The sequence below is a fragment of the Knoellia sp. S7-12 genome (assembly GCF_040518285.1).
Classification (GTDB): Bacteria; Actinomycetota; Actinomycetes; order Actinomycetales; family Dermatophilaceae; genus Knoellia.
The window spans coordinates 2851585-2866294 of the sequence record NZ_CP155449.1 but is presented as its reverse complement, the minus strand read 5'-3'; the positions used below and the strand labels follow the sequence as shown (position 1 = coordinate 2866294).

Genomic DNA, 14710 nt, shown 5'->3' with positions numbered 1-14710 from the left:
TCACGCGTGAGCGCCCAACGCCCCGCCGCCGCTCTCGGCGCGGACGCCGTCGCTGACGTCGTCCGCGCCGAGTACGGCCGCGTCATCGCCGGGCTCATCCGCCGCTACGGCGACATCGGCCTCGCCGAGGATGCCCTCGGTGAAGCCATCGTCATCGCGCTCGAGCGGTGGCCGCAGGAAGGCGTCCCGCCCAATCCCGCGGGGTGGCTCACCACCACGGCCAGCCGCAAGGCGCTGGATCACCTGCGCCGCGAGAAGGTCCGCGACGAGAAGTACGCGGAGGCCACGATGCTCACCGACGACACGCCCCCGGAGCCCACAGGTCCCGTCACCGACGACCGGCTCCGACTCATCTTCACCTGCTGCCACCCCGCGCTGGCCGAGCCGGCTCGGGTCGCGCTCACCCTGCGTCTGCTCGGCGGGCTCACCGTCGCCGAGATCGCCAGCGCCTTCCTCATCCCCGAGACGACAATGGCCCAACGCATCACCCGGGCCAAGGCCAAGATCGCCAAGGCCGGTATCCCCTATCGCATCCCCGAGCGCGCCGACCTCGCCGAACGCCTCGACGGCGTGCTCGCGGTGCTCTATCTCGTCTACAACGAGGGCTACCTCAGCTCGACCGCGGACAACGCCGACCGACAGGACCTCGCCGACGAGGCCATCCGCCTCACCCGGGCCGTGCGATTGATCGCCGACGAAATCGGCTCTCCGCCGGAGGTCGACGGTCTGCTCGCCCTCATGCTGTTGAGCCAGGCCCGCCGCCCGGCCCGCATCGCCGCCGATGGGAGCCTCGTCACTCTCGACGACCAGGGCCGCACAAATTGGGATTCCCACCTCATCGACGAAGGTCACGCCATCGTGCGAGAGTGCCTGCGCCGCAACGCTCCTGGGCCCTACCAGCTGCAGGCTGCCATCCAGGCTGTCCACACCGACGCACTCGATGTCTCGCTGACTGACTGGAGGCAGATCGTCGCGCTCTACGACCAGCTCATGCACGTGCGGCCCTCGCCGGTCGTCGCCCTCAACCGCGCGGTCGCCCTAGCCGAGCTCGACGGACCACAGGTGGCCCTGGCCATCGTCGACGGACTGGAGCTCACGGCATACGCACCGTGGCACGCGACCAGAGCCGATCTGTTGCGCCGCCTGGGACGAACGAACGACGCACGTCGCGCGTATGCCGCCGCGATCGCGACCACGGAGAATCCCGCCGAACGTGCGTGGCTGGCTTCCCGACGCAAGACTTTGGGCTGAGACCGCCGGGTCGTCGCGGCTGTTACTTCTCGACGCGGAACCCGAGCTTGATGCCGACCTGCCAGTCGGCGACCTGTCCGGTGTCGCCGAGGTGGCCACGGATCTGGGTCACCTCGAACCAGTCCAGGTTGCGCACACTCGAACTCGCCGAGGCAAGGGCGTTCTGCACTGCTGCCTCCACACCCTCTGGTGAGCTGCCAACAAGCTCTGAGATGGCATACACGTGATTGGCCATGGGGTTCCTCCGGACGTCGTGCCGGACGCCGGTCGCCCGGTCCTGCAATCCAACGTAGACCCTAGAATCGGGGGATCATGAGCGAAAAGCCCACCCCCGCAGCCCTCAGCCCTCGCCTTCGCGTCGCCCCGTCACCCACGGGAGATCCACACGTCGGCACGGCCTACATGTCGTTGTTCAACCTTGCCTTCGCGCGACAGCAGGGTGGGCGCTTCCTCCTGCGCATCGAGGACACCGACCGTGCGCGCTTCCAGGCGGACAGCGAGGAGCAGGTCTACGACACCCTGCACTGGCTCGGCCTCACGTGGGACGAGGGACCCGATGTCGGGGGGCCGTTCGCGCCGTACCGGCAGAGCGAGCGGCTTGACACCTACAAGCCCTACGTCGAGCGGCTGCTCGCCGACGGCAAGGCCTACCACTGCTATTGCTCGGGTGAGCGCCTCACGCAGATGCGCGAGGTCCAGCAGAAGACCAAGCAGCCGACCGGCTATGACCGTCTCTGCCATGGCAAGACGCGCGAGGAGCGGGCCGAGCTGCCCGGCTTCAGCGAGAAGCAGCCGGTCGTGCGCATGTTCATCCCCGACGATGCGCCGCTGACCTTCGATGACCTCATCCGTGGCACCGTCTCCGCACCGCGCCCCGACGACCAGGTCATCCTCAAGGCCGACGGCTTCCCGACCTATCACCTCGCCGTCGTCGTCGACGACCACGAGATGGGCATCACCCACGTCGTGCGCGGCGAGGAGTGGATCAGCTCAACGCCCAAGCACGTGCTGCTCTACCAGTGGCTCGGACTGGAGCCGCCGAAGTTCGCGCACATGCCGCTGCTGCGCAACACCGACAAATCCAAGATCTCCAAGCGCAAGAACCCGGCCGCGCGCCTCACGTGGTTCCGCGAAGAGGGCTATCTGCCCGAGGCGCTCGTGAACTTCCTTGCGCTGCTGGCCTATCCACCGATCCTCGAGGCGGATGGCACCGAGCGTGAGGTCTTCACCTTCCGCGAGTTCAGCGACGGCTTCGACTGGAAGAAGGTCAACCCGGTCGGGCCGATCTTCGACCTCAAGAAGCTCGACTGGCTCAACGGCGTCTACATCCGCGAGCTCGACCTCGGCGACTTCACGTCGCGGCTCCTGCCGTTCCTCGAGCGTGACGAGGTGCTCTCGGGCAACCCGTCACTCGGCGAGCTCGGGCGGCTCAAGGCCGTCGCTGAGCTCATCCAGACGCGCCTCGCCCACCTCAACGAGGCGTCCGCACTCGTCCGCCCGTTCTTCGTTGCGGACGATGCCCTCGAGATCGCCGAGGACGCCCGCGGCCAGCTCAAGGACGATGCGGGTCAGGTGCTCGATGCGGCCCTCGCCGCCCTGGGTGACATCGATGACCACGGTGCCGGGGTGCTCGGCACCGACAGCGGTTGGAACGCCAGCGCCATCGAGGCCTCGCTACGTGAGTCGATCGTCGAAGGCCTCGGCATCAAGCCCAAGTTCGCGTTCGGCCCGCTGCGCACGGCGGTCTCCGGAGCGCGCATCAGCCCCCCGCTCTTCGAGTCCATGGAGATCCTCGGCAAGACCTCGACACTCGCCCGACTGCAGGCCCTGCGCGACTCCCTCTGAGTCCGCCGGAGAGTCGACGGCCACGCGGCATACCGACCGATTTGGGAGTGGAGGAGGGGGCCGGTAGTATCACTCCTCGGTTCACCGGTGCATGAAGTCTTCGGACCAAAGCCACGGTGATACCCCCTTGGGGTATGGTGTAATCGGCAACACTACGGTTTCTGGTACCGTCATTCTAGGTTCGAGTCCTGGTACCCCAGCCAGTCAATGTCCTTGTGGCATAGGCTCATCCGAAGGAATCTCCGTTCTGCGGTATTCTTTCACCCGCTGTTCGGAGCTTGCTCCGACAGCACAGCTAGGGCCCCGTTGTGTAGCGGCCTAGCACGGCGCCCTCTCACGGCGTTAGCGCGGGTTCGAATCCCGTCGGGGCTACACGCACGAAGTCCCCGTCACCTTCTGGTGGCGGGGACTTTCGCGTTTCTCGGTGCCGGCTGAGATCGTCCGGTCAGGCGGAGTGCTGTTCCTCCGCGGTCTTGGCGTGACGGGTGAGCACCTCGGTGAGCTTGTTGGCGCCGGCGATCACGGTGGCTGCGTGGAGCCGGCCCGGCTGACGCGAGAGGCGCTCGATCGGTCCCGAGATCGAGACGGCGGCGATGACCCGCCCGGAGGGGGAGCGGACGGGAGCCGAGACCGAGGCGACCCCGGCTTCGCGTTCGCCGACGCTCTGGGCCCACCCGCGACGGCGCACGCCGGACAGGGTGGTGGCGTTGAAGGCGGCACCCTGGAGGCCGCGGTGGAGCCGGTCGGGCTCCTCCCACGCGAGCAGGATCTGGGCGGCCGAGCCAGCAAGCATCGTCAGGCTGGCGCCGATCGGGATCGAGTCGCGCAGCCCGACCGGCCGCTCGGCAGCCGACACACAGATGCGGTGCTCGCCCTGTCGGCGGAACAGCTGGGCGCTCTCGTTGGTGTGGTCGCGCAGCGCGCCGAGAACCGGTCCCGCGGCCGCCAGGAGGCGGTCCTCGCCGGCGGCGGCAGCGAGCTCGCCGAGGCGCGGGCCCAGGACGAAGCGTCCCTGCATGTCGCGGCCAACGAGGCGGTGGTGCTCGAGAGCAACCGCGAGCCGGTGCGCCGTCGGGCGGGCGAGCCCGGTGGCGGTGACGAGCTGGGCGAGGGTCGAGGGCCCCGCTTCGAGTGCGCTCAAGACGATCGCTGCCTTGTCGAGAACGCCAACCCCACTGGTGTTGTCCATGTCTTGATACTGCCGTCCCAAGCCGTGAGACGCAAGTCCCGGGTTCCGTACCGCGTGCCAATCTCGATGGGAGCGATGGTGCCGACCCCGTGCGAGGTGGCGCCCCAGACCCGTTTTTCGTGGAGGTGTTGGCCGTGGGGAAGACCCTGGCAGAGAAGGTGTGGGACGCACATGTGGTGCGTCGGGGCGAGGGCGAGCCGGACCTGCTCTACATCGACCTCCACCTCCTCCACGAGGTGACGAGCCCGCAGGCCTTCGACGGACTGCGCCTGTCGCAGCGACCCGTCCGTCGCCCGGACCTCACCCTGGCGACAGAGGATCACAACGTCCCGACGACGCCCGGCCCGATCACCGATCCGATCAGCCTCACCCAGGTGCAGACGCTGCGCACCAACTGCGACGAGTTCGGCATCCGGCTCTATCCCATGGGCGACGCGGAGCAGGGCATCGTCCACGTCGTCGGCCCGCAGCTCGGTCTGACGCAGCCCGGAATGACGGTCGTCTGCGGCGACAGCCACACCTCGACCCATGGCGCCTTCGGTGCCCTCGCGTTCGGGATCGGCACCTCCGAGGTCGAGCACGTCCTCGCCACCCAGACGCTGCCGCTCAAGCCGTTCCGCACCATGGCGATCACGGTCGAAGGCGAGCTCCAGTCTGGTGTCACGGCCAAGGACATCGTCCTCGCGGTCATCGCCAAGATTGGCACCGGCGGCGGTCAGGGCTACGTCCTCGAGTTCCGCGGCAGTGCGATCAGGGCACTGTCCATGGAGGCGCGGATGACCGTCTGCAACATGTCGATCGAAGCCGGCGCCCGGGCGGGCATGATCGCGCCTGACGAGACCACCTTTGACTACCTCGAGGGCCGCGACCACGCGCCCAAGGGTGCGGACTGGGACGCGGCGCTCGCCAACTGGCGCGAGTTGCACACGGACGACGATGCCGAGTTCGACAACGAGGTCATCCTCGACGCAACTGCACTCACACCCTTCGTCACCTGGGGCACCAACCCGGGTCAGGGCGCGCCTCTTGGTGAGAGCGTCCCGGATCCGTCGATGATGGACGACACGGAGCGTCAGTCCGCCGAGCGTGCGCTCGAGTACATGGGCCTCGTGGCCGGCACTCCGCTGCGCAACATCCCGGTTGACACCGTCTTCGTCGGATCGTGCACCAACGGCCGCATCGAGGACCTGCGCGCGGTCGCCTCCGTCGTGCAGGGCCGCACGGTTGCCGAAGGGGTGCGCATGCTCGTCGTCCCCGGATCGGCCCGCGTGAGGCTCCAGGCCGAGGCTGAAGGGCTGGACGCGATCTTCACGAAGGCAGGTGCCGAGTGGCGCCTTCCCGGTTGTTCGATGTGTCTGGCCATGAACCCCGACAAGCTCGCGCCGGGGGAGCGCAGCGCGTCGACGTCCAACCGCAACTTTGAGGGCCGTCAGGGCAAGGGTGGTCGCACCCACCTGGTCAGCCCGCTCGTCGCCGCTGCCACTGCGGTGCGCGGCACCCTCTCCAGCCCGTCCGACCTCGAGCCGCTCGCGGCCCCCGCCGCCGACCTCGCCACGCAGGAGGCCTGACATGGACGCCTTCACCACCCACACCGGCACGGGTGTCCCGCTGCGCCGCAGCAATGTCGACACCGACCAGATCATCCCGGCCGAGTACCTCAAGCGCGTGACGAAGTCCGGCTTCGAGGACGGCCTTTTCGCCGCCTGGCGCAAGGACGAGACCTTCGTCCTCAACGACCCGACGTATGCCGCGGGCTCGGTCCTCGTCGCCGGTCCCGACTTCGGGACGGGCAGTTCTCGCGAGCATGCCGTCTGGGCCCTCATGAACTACGGCTTCCGGGTCGTCATCTCGTCGCGATTCGCCGACATCTTCAGGGGCAACAGCGGCAAGTCCGGGCTGCTCACGGCCCAGTGCAGCCAGGACGACGTCGAGCTCCTCTGGAAGCTCCTCGAGAACGAGCCAGGGACCTCGGTCGTCGTGGACCTGGTCTCGCGCACCATCACGGCGGGTGAGCTCGTCGCGGCCTTCGAGGTGGACGAATACACCCGGTGGCGGCTGCTCGAAGGCCTGGACGACATCTCGCTCACGCTGCGTCACGAAGGTGACGTCACGGCATACGAGAGCACTCGTCCGGCCTGGAAACCCGTCACGATCTGAGTCACCGAGCGCGCGACACGCCGTGTGGGAGTGGGCAGTTCGCGCCGAGCTGTGAACTTTATCGGTGGGGCTGATGTGACTCATGTGACTGGACCGTCAATTGGACGGCTCCTTCGGTTGTTGGCGCCGCGAATCCTCTCGCGTACTCAATGCGGCTGTCCTGCAGGGGAATTCATCTGCTCTGCGTACCTTTGTCCATCTTCCGGGGCGCTCCCCGTCGCATCGCGCGGCGCCCGGAGCTGGGTCTGAAAGTCCTTGTGGGACAACGGAAACCGCCCCAGAGGTGATGGACTCCGCGCGGAGTCCGGCCTAACGTCGTGACTGGTCAGGCGATTGCCTGGTCACACACACATCGTCGGGTTGTCCCGGCGGCACAATCGATGGAGAGACAGTGAACAAGGGAGAACTCGTCCGGGAGCTCGAGAAGCGTCTCGGCAGCCGCAAGGCAGCGACGGAGGCCCTCGATGCGGTCCTCGACACGATCGTCCGTGAGGTCACCAAGGGTGGCAAGGTCGGCATCACCGGCTTCGGCACCTTCGACCGCGTCGAGCGCGCCGCACGCACCGGCCGCAACCCGCACTCCGGCGCCAGCGTCCGCATTCCGAAGTCCAAGGCGCCGCGCTTCCGCGCCGGTGCCGCGTTCAAGGCCTACGTGAAGAAGCCGTCCGTGCTGCCCAAGGCGGCACCCGCAGCCCAGCGTGCGAGCGCGGGCACGGCATCGGTCGTCGCGAAGGCTGCCCCCGCCAAGAAGACGGCAACCAAGGCAGTGGCCAAGAAGACGGCGACCAAGACCGTCGCCAAGGCCCCCGCCAAGAAGGCCGCCCCGGCCAAGGCCGCCGCCAAGAAGACGGTCACCAAGGCCGCCCCCGCCAAGGCTGTCGCCAAGAAGACGGTCACCAAGGCCGCACCGGCCAAGGCCGCCGCCAAAAAGACCGCGACCAAGACCGTCGCCAAGGCAGCTCCGGCCAAGAAGGCCGCCCCCGCCAAGGCTGTCGCCAAGAAGGCGACCACCAAGGCTGCACCGGCCAAGAAGGCTTCGGCCAAGAAGGCCACCAAGAAGAAGTGATCCGCTGTCGCCTTCGCGCGGCATGACACACAGACAGGGTCGGCGCCTCGGGTGCCGGCCCTGTCTGCGTGCTTGGGTCCTGTCACACGGGCGGATCTGAGGCACCTGGCATGACTTGTGGCAGCGACTGCCGGTCAGCGAATGACTTCGCCCTCGCCGATGCCGACGATCCACAGTCGGGTCACGCTGATGCCCTCGAGCTCGACGCTGACGCGTTGTCCCACTCTCACGTGTCGCAGTGCGCTGTGGGCAAAGACCTCGCCTGGCCAGGAGACGACCTGCCCGTCATCGAGCAGCGCGGAGCCGGAACCGTCCTCGGCAAAGGTGTGGATGCTTGCTTGCACGTCCCGACGCTATCGCCCGAGGGCCTCGCGTGTGCGCGGGCCCAGCGTGAGGTGGGCTGCGGCGTGGCGGAGTGACCTCTCGTCGTCCACGTCGTGGCGCAGGCCGGGGAGATCGAGGTCGAGCAGTTTGTGCCCCAGGGTGGCATGCCGGGCGGCGCTGTCCGGGCCGAACGCGAGGTCGGGCATCGAGAGGGCGTTCGTACCCAGAAGGGCAGTGCCGAGTCCGTCCGCGTCTGGAACGAAGAACGTCTCAAGTGCTGCCCCTGCGTCGAGCGCCGACAGCAGCTCGTCGGGCAGCAGCGCCGGGTGGTCCCCAAGAAGGATCGCCACCGCTGTGGCACCGCCTGCGCGCACGGAACTCACACCGGCACGGCACGCGGCGTTGAGGCCGCCGCCCGGGTCGGTGACGACGGCGAAGCCCGCAGCGTGGGCGTGGGTGGACTCCTCCGGGTCGCCGGTCACGACCACGACCCTGGCCGGGGTCACGACACGTGCGACGACGTCGAGGGTGTCGTGGATGATCGCCGCGACGAGGGTCTCGTCATCGAGGGAGCGGCGCAACCGCGACTTGGCGCCTCGGCCGCCCTTGACAGGGACCACGACGTGCCAGTCGGTCTCGCGGGGCGACTCCATGACTCGATCCTCCAATGAGGCGCTTGGCTGCTCGACATCGCCCCCGGCGCGGACCAAGATGTGCGCAGACCGCACCGGAAAATTCGTTGAGGCGGTGAACGAGACGGAAGGCCTGCATGCGGATCGGACCACGCCATGCCCCACCGGCATACCGATTCGCGGTCACCGTCCTGCGCCCCCTGCTGATGTCACTCACCCGACGTGACTGGTCAGGAGCACAGAATTTGCCGCGCGATCACGGGTTCGTCGCAGTGTCGAACCACATCTCGCACATCGACGCGTTCATCTTTGCCCACTTCCTCAACGACGCCGGGATCGTGCCGCACTTCCTCGGCAAGGTCGAGGTCTTCAGGATTCCCGTCGTCGGAGCGATCATTCGAGGAGCCGAACAGATCCCCGTCTACCGCGAGACGGGTCAGGCTTCGGACGCCTACCGTGCAGCCGTCGACGCCATCGGTGAGGGCAAGTGCATCGCGATCTATCCCGAGGGGACGATCACGAGGCAGCCCGACCTGTGGCCGATGCGAGGCAAGACCGGTGCCGCGAGGGTGGCCCTCGAGACGCGATGCCCGATCATCCCGGTCGCGCAGTGGGGAGCCCAGGAGATCCTCGCCCCCTACGGCCGCCGTCCGAGCGTCCTGCCACGGCACACGATGCAGGTTCGGGCCGGCCGGCCGGTCGACCTCGACGACCTCCATGACCTGCCGGTGACCGCCGAAGTCCTCGCCGAGGCCACCGAGCGCATCATGGCCGCCCTCACGCGCGAACTGGAGAAGTTGAGGGGTGAACAGGCGCCGACTGGACGCTTCGACCCGCGGGAGCAGGGGCTGACCGTCACGGGACGTCCACGTGCAGCCACTCCGACGGAGCGTTCGGGCCCGCGCGAGCGTGAACTGCCCGCACAATGGGCCGACGACCATCCGGACGATGTGGAGGACGACGCGTGACGACCGCAGCCGTGTTTGGCACTGGCAGCTGGGGGACGGCCTTTGCAGCTGTCCTCGCCGACGCTGGAACTGATGTGACCATGTGGGGTCGACGAAGCGAGGTGGTCGACGCCATCAATGCCGGCTGCAACGAGGAGTACCTCCCCGAACTGCTTCTGCCGCAGCGAATCTCAGCCACGAGCGATCCGGAGGAGGCTGCGACCGGCGCCGACATCGTCGTGCTGGCTGTCCCGTCACAGACCTTGCGCACCAACCTCGACGCCTGGGGCTCGGCGCTGCCGGCCCACGCGGCCGTCGTTTCGCTCATGAAGGGTGTCGAGCTCGGCACGACGCAGCGGATGAGTGAAGTCATTGCCGACGCTGCCGGTGTCGACACCGACCGCATCGTCGTCGTGTCGGGCCCCAACCTCGCCCGTGAGATCGCCGTGAAGCAGCCAGCGGCAAGCGTCGTCGCAGCGGCTGACGAGCGGGTGGCGCAGCGGGTCGCGGACGCCTGCGCCGCAGCATACTTCCGGCCCTACACCGCCACCGACGTTGTCGGGACCGAGATCGCGGGGGCGACCAAGAACGTCATCGCGCTGGCCGTCGGCATGGCCGAGGGTCTCGGGATGGGCGACAACTCCAAGTCGTCGATCATCACGCGCGGACTCGCCGAGACCACCCGCCTCGGCATCGCTCTCGGAGGTGATGCGGTGACGTTCGCCGGTCTCGCGGGCGTCGGCGATCTCATCGCGACCTGCATGTCGCCGCTGTCGCGCAACCACAGCTTCGGTGTGCGGCTCGGTCAAGGCATGTCGGTCGCGGAGGTGATCGCCGTGACGAACCAGACCGCGGAGGGTGTGAAGTCATGCACCTCGATCCTCGACCTGGCCCGTCATCACGGCGTCGACGTGCCGATCATCGAGCAGGTCAACGCCATGATCACCGAGGGCAAGTCGGCCCAGGACGTCGTCGGGGCGCTGCTCTCACGACCGCGAAAGGCAGAGACCGGCTAGATCGCGCCGAGCGCCGCGTCGAGGTCGCGCCAGAGGTCCTCGGCATCCTCGATGCCGACCGAGAGCCGCAGCAGGCTCTCGGGGACGACCTCGGGCTCGCCGGGCTGGCGTCGCCGACGCTCGATCTGACTCTCGACGCCGCCGAGGCTCGTCGAGTGGACCCAGAGCCGGGTTGCTGCTGCCACACGTTCGGCCGCCTCCGCGTCACCCGCGACGTCGATGGAGACCATCGCACCGAAGCCGGGGTAGCGCACGCGATCCACCCCGGAATGTCCGGCAAGGCGTGTCGCCAACACAGCCGCATTGGCACAGGCCCGTTCGAGCCGCACAGAGAGGGTGCGCAGGCCGCGTAGGGCGAGCCACGTCTCCATCGGCCCGGCAATGGCGCCGTGGAGCTGTCGGTGGCGACGGATGCGCTCGTGAAGGGCGCGCCCCTCGTCGGTCGCGGCCGTCACGGTGGCACCGAGCAAGAGGTCGCTGTGGCCGGACAGGTACTTCGTTGCCGAATGCACGACGACGTCTGCGCCCAGCGTCAGCGGTTGCTGGAGCAGCGGGGTCGCAAAGGTGTTGTCGACGACGACGCACACATGGCGTTCCCGGGCGGCCGCGGCCAGCGCCTCCACGTCGGCGACGTCGAGCAGTGGGTTGGTGGGGGACTCGATCCACAGCATGGCGGCGCCATCGAGAGCCGAGATCACGGACTCGGTGTCGGTGACATCGACGTGGGTGACCTCGACCTCGCCAGCCTCGGCCCGGTCGGCGAGGGTGACCAGGGTGCCGTTGTAGGCCGCCGTCGGCACGACGATCCGACCACCGTGGGGCACGAGCGTGAGGGCCGCAGCCACCGCGGCCATCCCGGACGCGAAGACGAGGGCCTCGCCCCCTTCCAGCGACCCGAGGGCGTCCTCGAACGCCGCCCACGTGGGGTTGCCCACGCGCGCATAGGTCACGGGTCCGTCCGCGTGATAGGTCGACGTGAAGGTCAGTGGGGCGCCGACCTGCTCGCCGGGCTCGCGCGGGACGCGCCCCAGAGAGACGACACGGGTGGCAGGGCTCAACTCTTCGGAATCCACGCAAGCGAGCGTATGCCGTGTGTTCCCGTCACCGGGATAGGGTCGCTGGCGATGAACACCGAGATCACGCCGACCGAGGCGCCCTCCCAGAATCCGAGCACCGCGGGAGCCGCTGGTGCACCCCGCCGACTGCGTGTCGCCCTCGTCTTCGGGGGGCGATCGTCCGAACACGCGGTGTCGTGCGCGACGGCCGCGAGCGTCATGTCGGCGCTCGACCCCGAGCGCTACGACGTCATCCCGATCGGCATCGCCAAGGACGGCAGCTGGGTGCTGGCCCCCGGCGACCCGGAGCTGCTGCGGCTCGCGCCCGGCCACATCCCCGAGGTCGACCCGTCCGGACCGAGTGTCCTGGTGCCGACGAGCGCGACGGCCCGCCACTTCATCGTCCACGAGCCGGGGATGGCTCCTCGTGAACTCCATGAGGTCGACGTCGTCTTCCCTCTGCTCCACGGGCCGTTCGGTGAGGACGGCACCATCCAGGGGATGTTCGACCTCGCCGACGTCCGCTACGTCGGATCCGGGGTCACTGCCTCCGCGGTGATGATGGACAAGCACATGATGAAGGTCGTCTTCGCTGCCGCGGGCCTGCCCGTCGGCCCCTACACGGTCATCACCGATCGTGAATGGCTGCGCGACCCCGAGGCTGCGCTCGACGCCGTCGGCGCGCTCAGCTTCCCCGTCTTCGTCAAGCCCGCACGTGCTGGCTCGAGCATGGGCATCAGCAAGGTCGACTCGCCCGAGGGCCTGCGCTCGGCCATCGAGGCAGCGCGTGAGCACGACCCCAAGGTCGTCATCGAGCAGGGTGTGGTCGGTCGCGAGATCGAGTGCGGCGTCCTCGACGGTCACGGCACCGACGCGCCGCGCACGAGCCCACTGGGGGAGTGCATCGTCGTCCAGAACCACGCCTTCTATGACTTCGAGGCCAAGTATCTCGCTGCCGACGACATCCGGCTCGAGGCCCCGGCCGACGTCCCGGCGCACATCGCCGACCAGATCTCGCAGATGTCGATCACGGCCTTCACTGCCGCGGGTTGCGAAGGGCTCGCCCGCTGCGACTTCTTCCTCACCGAGACCGGTGACCTGCTCATCAACGAGATCAACACGATGCCCGGCTTCACGCCGAGCTCGATGTATCCGCGGATGTGGGCAGCGGCGGGCCTGGCCTACCCGGAGCTCATCGACGAACTCATCGCGCTCGCGATGGAACGTCGCGTCGGCCTGCGCTGAACCTCAGCGGCAGGCGAGGGAGTTCTTCGGGAGCTTCTGCGCCGCAGCACTGAAGGCGGGCAGCAGCAGAGGTTCGGGCGCGTAGTCGCTGGGGATGAGGACCTCGATTGCGGGGTCCCGCCCGAACGTCGTGAAGCGGGTCCCGTCGCTCAGCTTCTGCGCGACCCAGCCCATGCCGTCGACCTCGATGCAGTCGTCCGTCGTGGGTCCCAGAGCGGGGACGCCGCACCTGGCGATGATGGCCGGATCCCCGTATGCCGCACCGGCGCTCGCGTCCGACACCTCCCGTCGCGCATGGTCGCCGACGTCAACCGGCCACGCAGAGGTGACCTCACGGCATACCTCGCCGTTGGCCACGGAAGTGGGCGCAATCTCGACGGCCGACGAACACCCGGACAGCATGATGACGGCGGTGGCGCCGAGCGCCACCGCCGTCATCGAACGCATCCGTGTTGTCACGGTCAGACGTGAACCACCGTGCAGGTGAGGGTGCGGGTGATGCCCTCGACCTCTTGGATCTTGGCGATGACGAGCTTGCCGAGTTCGTCGACCGTCTCGGCCTCGACGCGCGCAATGCAGTCGTAGGGACCGGTGACGTCCTCGGCGAGGGCCACTCCCGGGATCGCTGCGATCGCGGTAGCCACGGCGGCTGCGCGACCGACTTCGGTCTGAATCAGGATGTAGGCCTGGACCACTGGGTGTCACCTCACTGTCGAGAGAGGGCACGTATGCCGCTCCGCTGAGTCTTGATCGACCGTCACCGAGGCGACGGTCGTCTGCACGGTACCGTGCCGATGGTCCGCAAGTCTCGGGTGGTTCAGGAGGTGGGTGTGTGGTCGCGCACACGACGATCGGTTCGGTGAGCGAGTCCGATCTCCTCGGGCGGATCATCCCGATGTTCGGGGAGAGCCCGTTCGCCGGGACCGGAGTGCTCGTGCCGCCTGGCGACGACGCTGCGGTGATCACCGCGCGAGAGTCCGTCGTTGTCACGACCGACTCGATGGTCCGGGGACGCGACTGGCGTGACGACTGGTCCACCGGGCACGACGTCGGGCTCAAGGTCGTGGCTCAGAACGTCGCCGACGTCGCCGCGATGGGCGCCGTGGCCACTGGCCTGCTGGTCTCCGTGGCTGCGGACCCCGAGACCGAACTCGCATGGCTCATCGACCTCACCCGTGGCATCGCCGACGCTGCCGAGGATGCCGGCTGCCCCGTCGTGGGCGGCGACCTGTCCTCGGCGCCGGCTGGGGTCGTCCTGGTGGCCGTCACGGCCTTCGGTGACCTCCAGGGTCGTTCGCCGGTCCTGCGCTCTGGCGCGCGCCCGGGAGACGTCGTGGCGGTCGCGGGTTCGCTCGGCTGGTCCGGTGCCGGACTGGTGCTCTACGAGGCAGGCACACAGGACCCGATCGGGCACGGGGCAGATGCCGGACAACTCAGCGCGCTCGACAAGGCGGCCTCGCTCCTCATGTGGTTCCACCGCTCACCGCGACCCCCGTGGGAGTCCGGGCCGGTGGCCGCCGACTCGGGCGCGACGTCGATGATCGACCTCTCCGACGGGCTCGTGCGCGACGGGGGACGGATCGCGACCGCCAGCGGTGTCGAGCTGGCCCTCGACGAGGATCTGATGCGCGAGCACTTCCTTGCCGGTCCCATCGAGCTGGCCCTCGGCGCCGACGCGGGCTGGCGTCAGGTGCTGTCCGGGGGAGAGGAGCACTCGTTGCTCGCAACCTTTGCGTCGGACTCGGTGCCCGACGACCCTCACGCGCCCTGGACGGTCATCGGCCAGGTCGTCGCGGCCGGCCCCGAGGGGCCGCGGCTCACCGTCGGTGGAGCCGTGCCGAGCGTGACTGGCTGGGACCACTTCGCCGGCTGACCGGCATACCCCAACTGTTTGCTCCTGCGGATGTGGCGGCGAGAACCGCGACCGCAGACATGCGAAACGGGGCGGCGTCCGTGTGGACGTCGCCCCGTTTCGGGTTGCAG

16 protein-coding genes and 2 tRNA genes are annotated in these 14710 nt (G+C 68.5%); 11 read left to right on the top strand and 7 right to left on the bottom strand.

Annotated features, from left to right (window positions below):
- The first annotated feature begins 6 nt into the window (after nt 1–6).
- Nucleotides 7–1251, top strand: a complete 1245-nt coding sequence (locus tag V6K52_RS13820) for a sigma-70 family RNA polymerase sigma factor (RefSeq protein ID WP_353950689.1) — start codon at nt 7–9, stop codon at nt 1249–1251.
- Nucleotides 1252–1273: 22 nt separating this feature from the next.
- Here V6K52_RS13820 and V6K52_RS13815 read toward each other — a convergent pair whose 3' ends face one another.
- Nucleotides 1274–1486 (bottom strand): dodecin, encoded by a 213-nt coding sequence (locus V6K52_RS13815; protein ID WP_353950688.1) that lies wholly within the window; start codon nt 1484–1486, stop codon nt 1274–1276.
- Nucleotides 1487–1563: 77 nt separating this feature from the next.
- Here V6K52_RS13815 and gltX point away from each other — a divergent pair, with 77 nt between their 5' ends.
- From gltX to V6K52_RS13800, 3 genes are all read left to right on the top strand, one after another.
- On the top strand, nt 1564–3096 hold the full coding sequence (gltX, locus tag V6K52_RS13810) for a glutamate--tRNA ligase (RefSeq protein ID WP_353950687.1): 1533 nt from the start codon (nt 1564–1566) through the stop codon (nt 3094–3096).
- A 128-nt stretch (nt 3097–3224) separates the two neighbouring features.
- Nucleotides 3225–3299: transfer RNA gene (locus V6K52_RS13805), tRNA-Gln, on the top strand.
- A gap of 96 nt (nt 3300–3395) precedes the next feature.
- A tRNA-Glu gene (locus V6K52_RS13800) sits at nt 3396–3468 on the top strand.
- 73 nt (nt 3469–3541) lie between these two features.
- Here V6K52_RS13800 and V6K52_RS13795 read toward each other — a convergent pair.
- Nucleotides 3542–4285, bottom strand: a complete 744-nt coding sequence (locus V6K52_RS13795) for an IclR family transcriptional regulator (protein WP_353950686.1) — start codon at nt 4283–4285, stop codon at nt 3542–3544.
- Between the two features lie 134 nt (nt 4286–4419).
- Here V6K52_RS13795 and leuC point away from each other — a divergent pair, with 134 nt between their 5' ends.
- The 3 genes from leuC to V6K52_RS13780 all read left to right on the top strand — a co-directional run bounded on the left by leuC (nt 4420) and on the right by V6K52_RS13780 (nt 7508).
- Nucleotides 4420–5853, top strand: a complete 1434-nt coding sequence (gene leuC / locus V6K52_RS13790) for a 3-isopropylmalate dehydratase large subunit (RefSeq protein WP_353950685.1) — start codon at nt 4420–4422, stop codon at nt 5851–5853.
- Nucleotide 5854: 1 nt separating this feature from the next.
- Nucleotides 5855–6442, top strand: a complete 588-nt coding sequence (gene leuD / locus V6K52_RS13785; RefSeq protein WP_353950684.1) for a 3-isopropylmalate dehydratase small subunit — start codon at nt 5855–5857, stop codon at nt 6440–6442.
- Nucleotides 6443–6833: 391 nt separating this feature from the next.
- Complete coding sequence (locus V6K52_RS13780) at nt 6834–7508, top strand: HU family DNA-binding protein (RefSeq protein ID WP_353950683.1); 675 nt, start codon at nt 6834–6836, stop codon at nt 7506–7508.
- Nucleotides 7509–7642: 134 nt separating this feature from the next.
- Here V6K52_RS13780 and V6K52_RS13775 read toward each other — a convergent pair whose 3' ends face one another.
- Both V6K52_RS13775 and cofC read right to left on the bottom strand, forming a co-directional pair.
- Complete coding sequence (locus V6K52_RS13775) at nt 7643–7852, bottom strand: hypothetical protein (RefSeq protein WP_353950682.1); 210 nt, start codon at nt 7850–7852, stop codon at nt 7643–7645.
- 9 nt (nt 7853–7861) lie between these two features.
- Nucleotides 7862–8485 carry a 2-phospho-L-lactate guanylyltransferase gene (gene cofC, locus V6K52_RS13770; RefSeq protein WP_353950681.1) on the bottom strand — a complete coding sequence of 208 codons (624 nt, stop codon included), beginning with the start codon at nt 8483–8485 and terminating at the stop codon, nt 7862–7864.
- Nucleotides 8486–8601: 116 nt separating this feature from the next.
- On the opposite strand from cofC, the gene V6K52_RS13765 reads away from it, so the two are divergent.
- Both V6K52_RS13765 and V6K52_RS13760 read left to right on the top strand, forming a co-directional pair.
- The gene (locus tag V6K52_RS13765; RefSeq protein ID WP_353950680.1) at nt 8602–9432 is read left to right on the top strand and encodes a lysophospholipid acyltransferase family protein; all 831 of its coding nucleotides are present in this window, start codon (nt 8602–8604) and stop codon (nt 9430–9432) included.
- The gene (locus tag V6K52_RS13760) at nt 9429–10427 is read left to right on the top strand and encodes an NAD(P)H-dependent glycerol-3-phosphate dehydrogenase (protein WP_353950679.1); all 999 of its coding nucleotides are present in this window, start codon (nt 9429–9431) and stop codon (nt 10425–10427) included. The genes V6K52_RS13765 and V6K52_RS13760 overlap by 4 nt, the downstream gene beginning before the upstream one ends.
- On the opposite strand, the gene V6K52_RS13755 is transcribed toward V6K52_RS13760, so the two are convergent.
- Nucleotides 10424–11500 carry an aminotransferase class I/II-fold pyridoxal phosphate-dependent enzyme gene (locus V6K52_RS13755; protein WP_353950678.1) on the bottom strand — a complete coding sequence of 359 codons (1077 nt, stop codon included), beginning with the start codon at nt 11498–11500 and terminating at the stop codon, nt 10424–10426. The genes V6K52_RS13760 and V6K52_RS13755 overlap by 4 nt on opposite strands.
- Before the next feature lie 51 nt (nt 11501–11551).
- Here V6K52_RS13755 and V6K52_RS13750 point away from each other — a divergent pair, with 51 nt between their 5' ends.
- Nucleotides 11552–12727: a D-alanine--D-alanine ligase family protein gene (locus V6K52_RS13750; protein WP_353950677.1), complete on the top strand. Its 1176-nt coding sequence runs from the start codon at nt 11552–11554 to the stop codon at nt 12725–12727.
- 3 nt (nt 12728–12730) lie between these two features.
- Here V6K52_RS13750 and V6K52_RS13745 read toward each other — a convergent pair whose 3' ends face one another.
- Together V6K52_RS13745 and V6K52_RS13740 are read right to left on the bottom strand one after the other, a co-directional pair.
- Nucleotides 12731–13174 (bottom strand): DUF3515 family protein, encoded by a 444-nt coding sequence (locus V6K52_RS13745; protein ID WP_353950676.1) that lies wholly within the window; start codon nt 13172–13174, stop codon nt 12731–12733.
- 14 nt (nt 13175–13188) lie between these two features.
- Nucleotides 13189–13422: an Lrp/AsnC ligand binding domain-containing protein gene (locus V6K52_RS13740; protein WP_009778184.1), complete on the bottom strand. Its 234-nt coding sequence runs from the start codon at nt 13420–13422 to the stop codon at nt 13189–13191.
- A gap of 164 nt (nt 13423–13586) precedes the next feature.
- Here V6K52_RS13740 and thiL point away from each other — a divergent pair, with 164 nt between their 5' ends.
- Entirely contained in the window at nt 13587–14600 is a 1014-nt protein-coding gene (thiL, locus tag V6K52_RS13735; protein ID WP_353950675.1) for a thiamine-phosphate kinase, read from the top strand.
- The last annotated feature ends 110 nt before the right edge of the window (nt 14601–14710 follow it).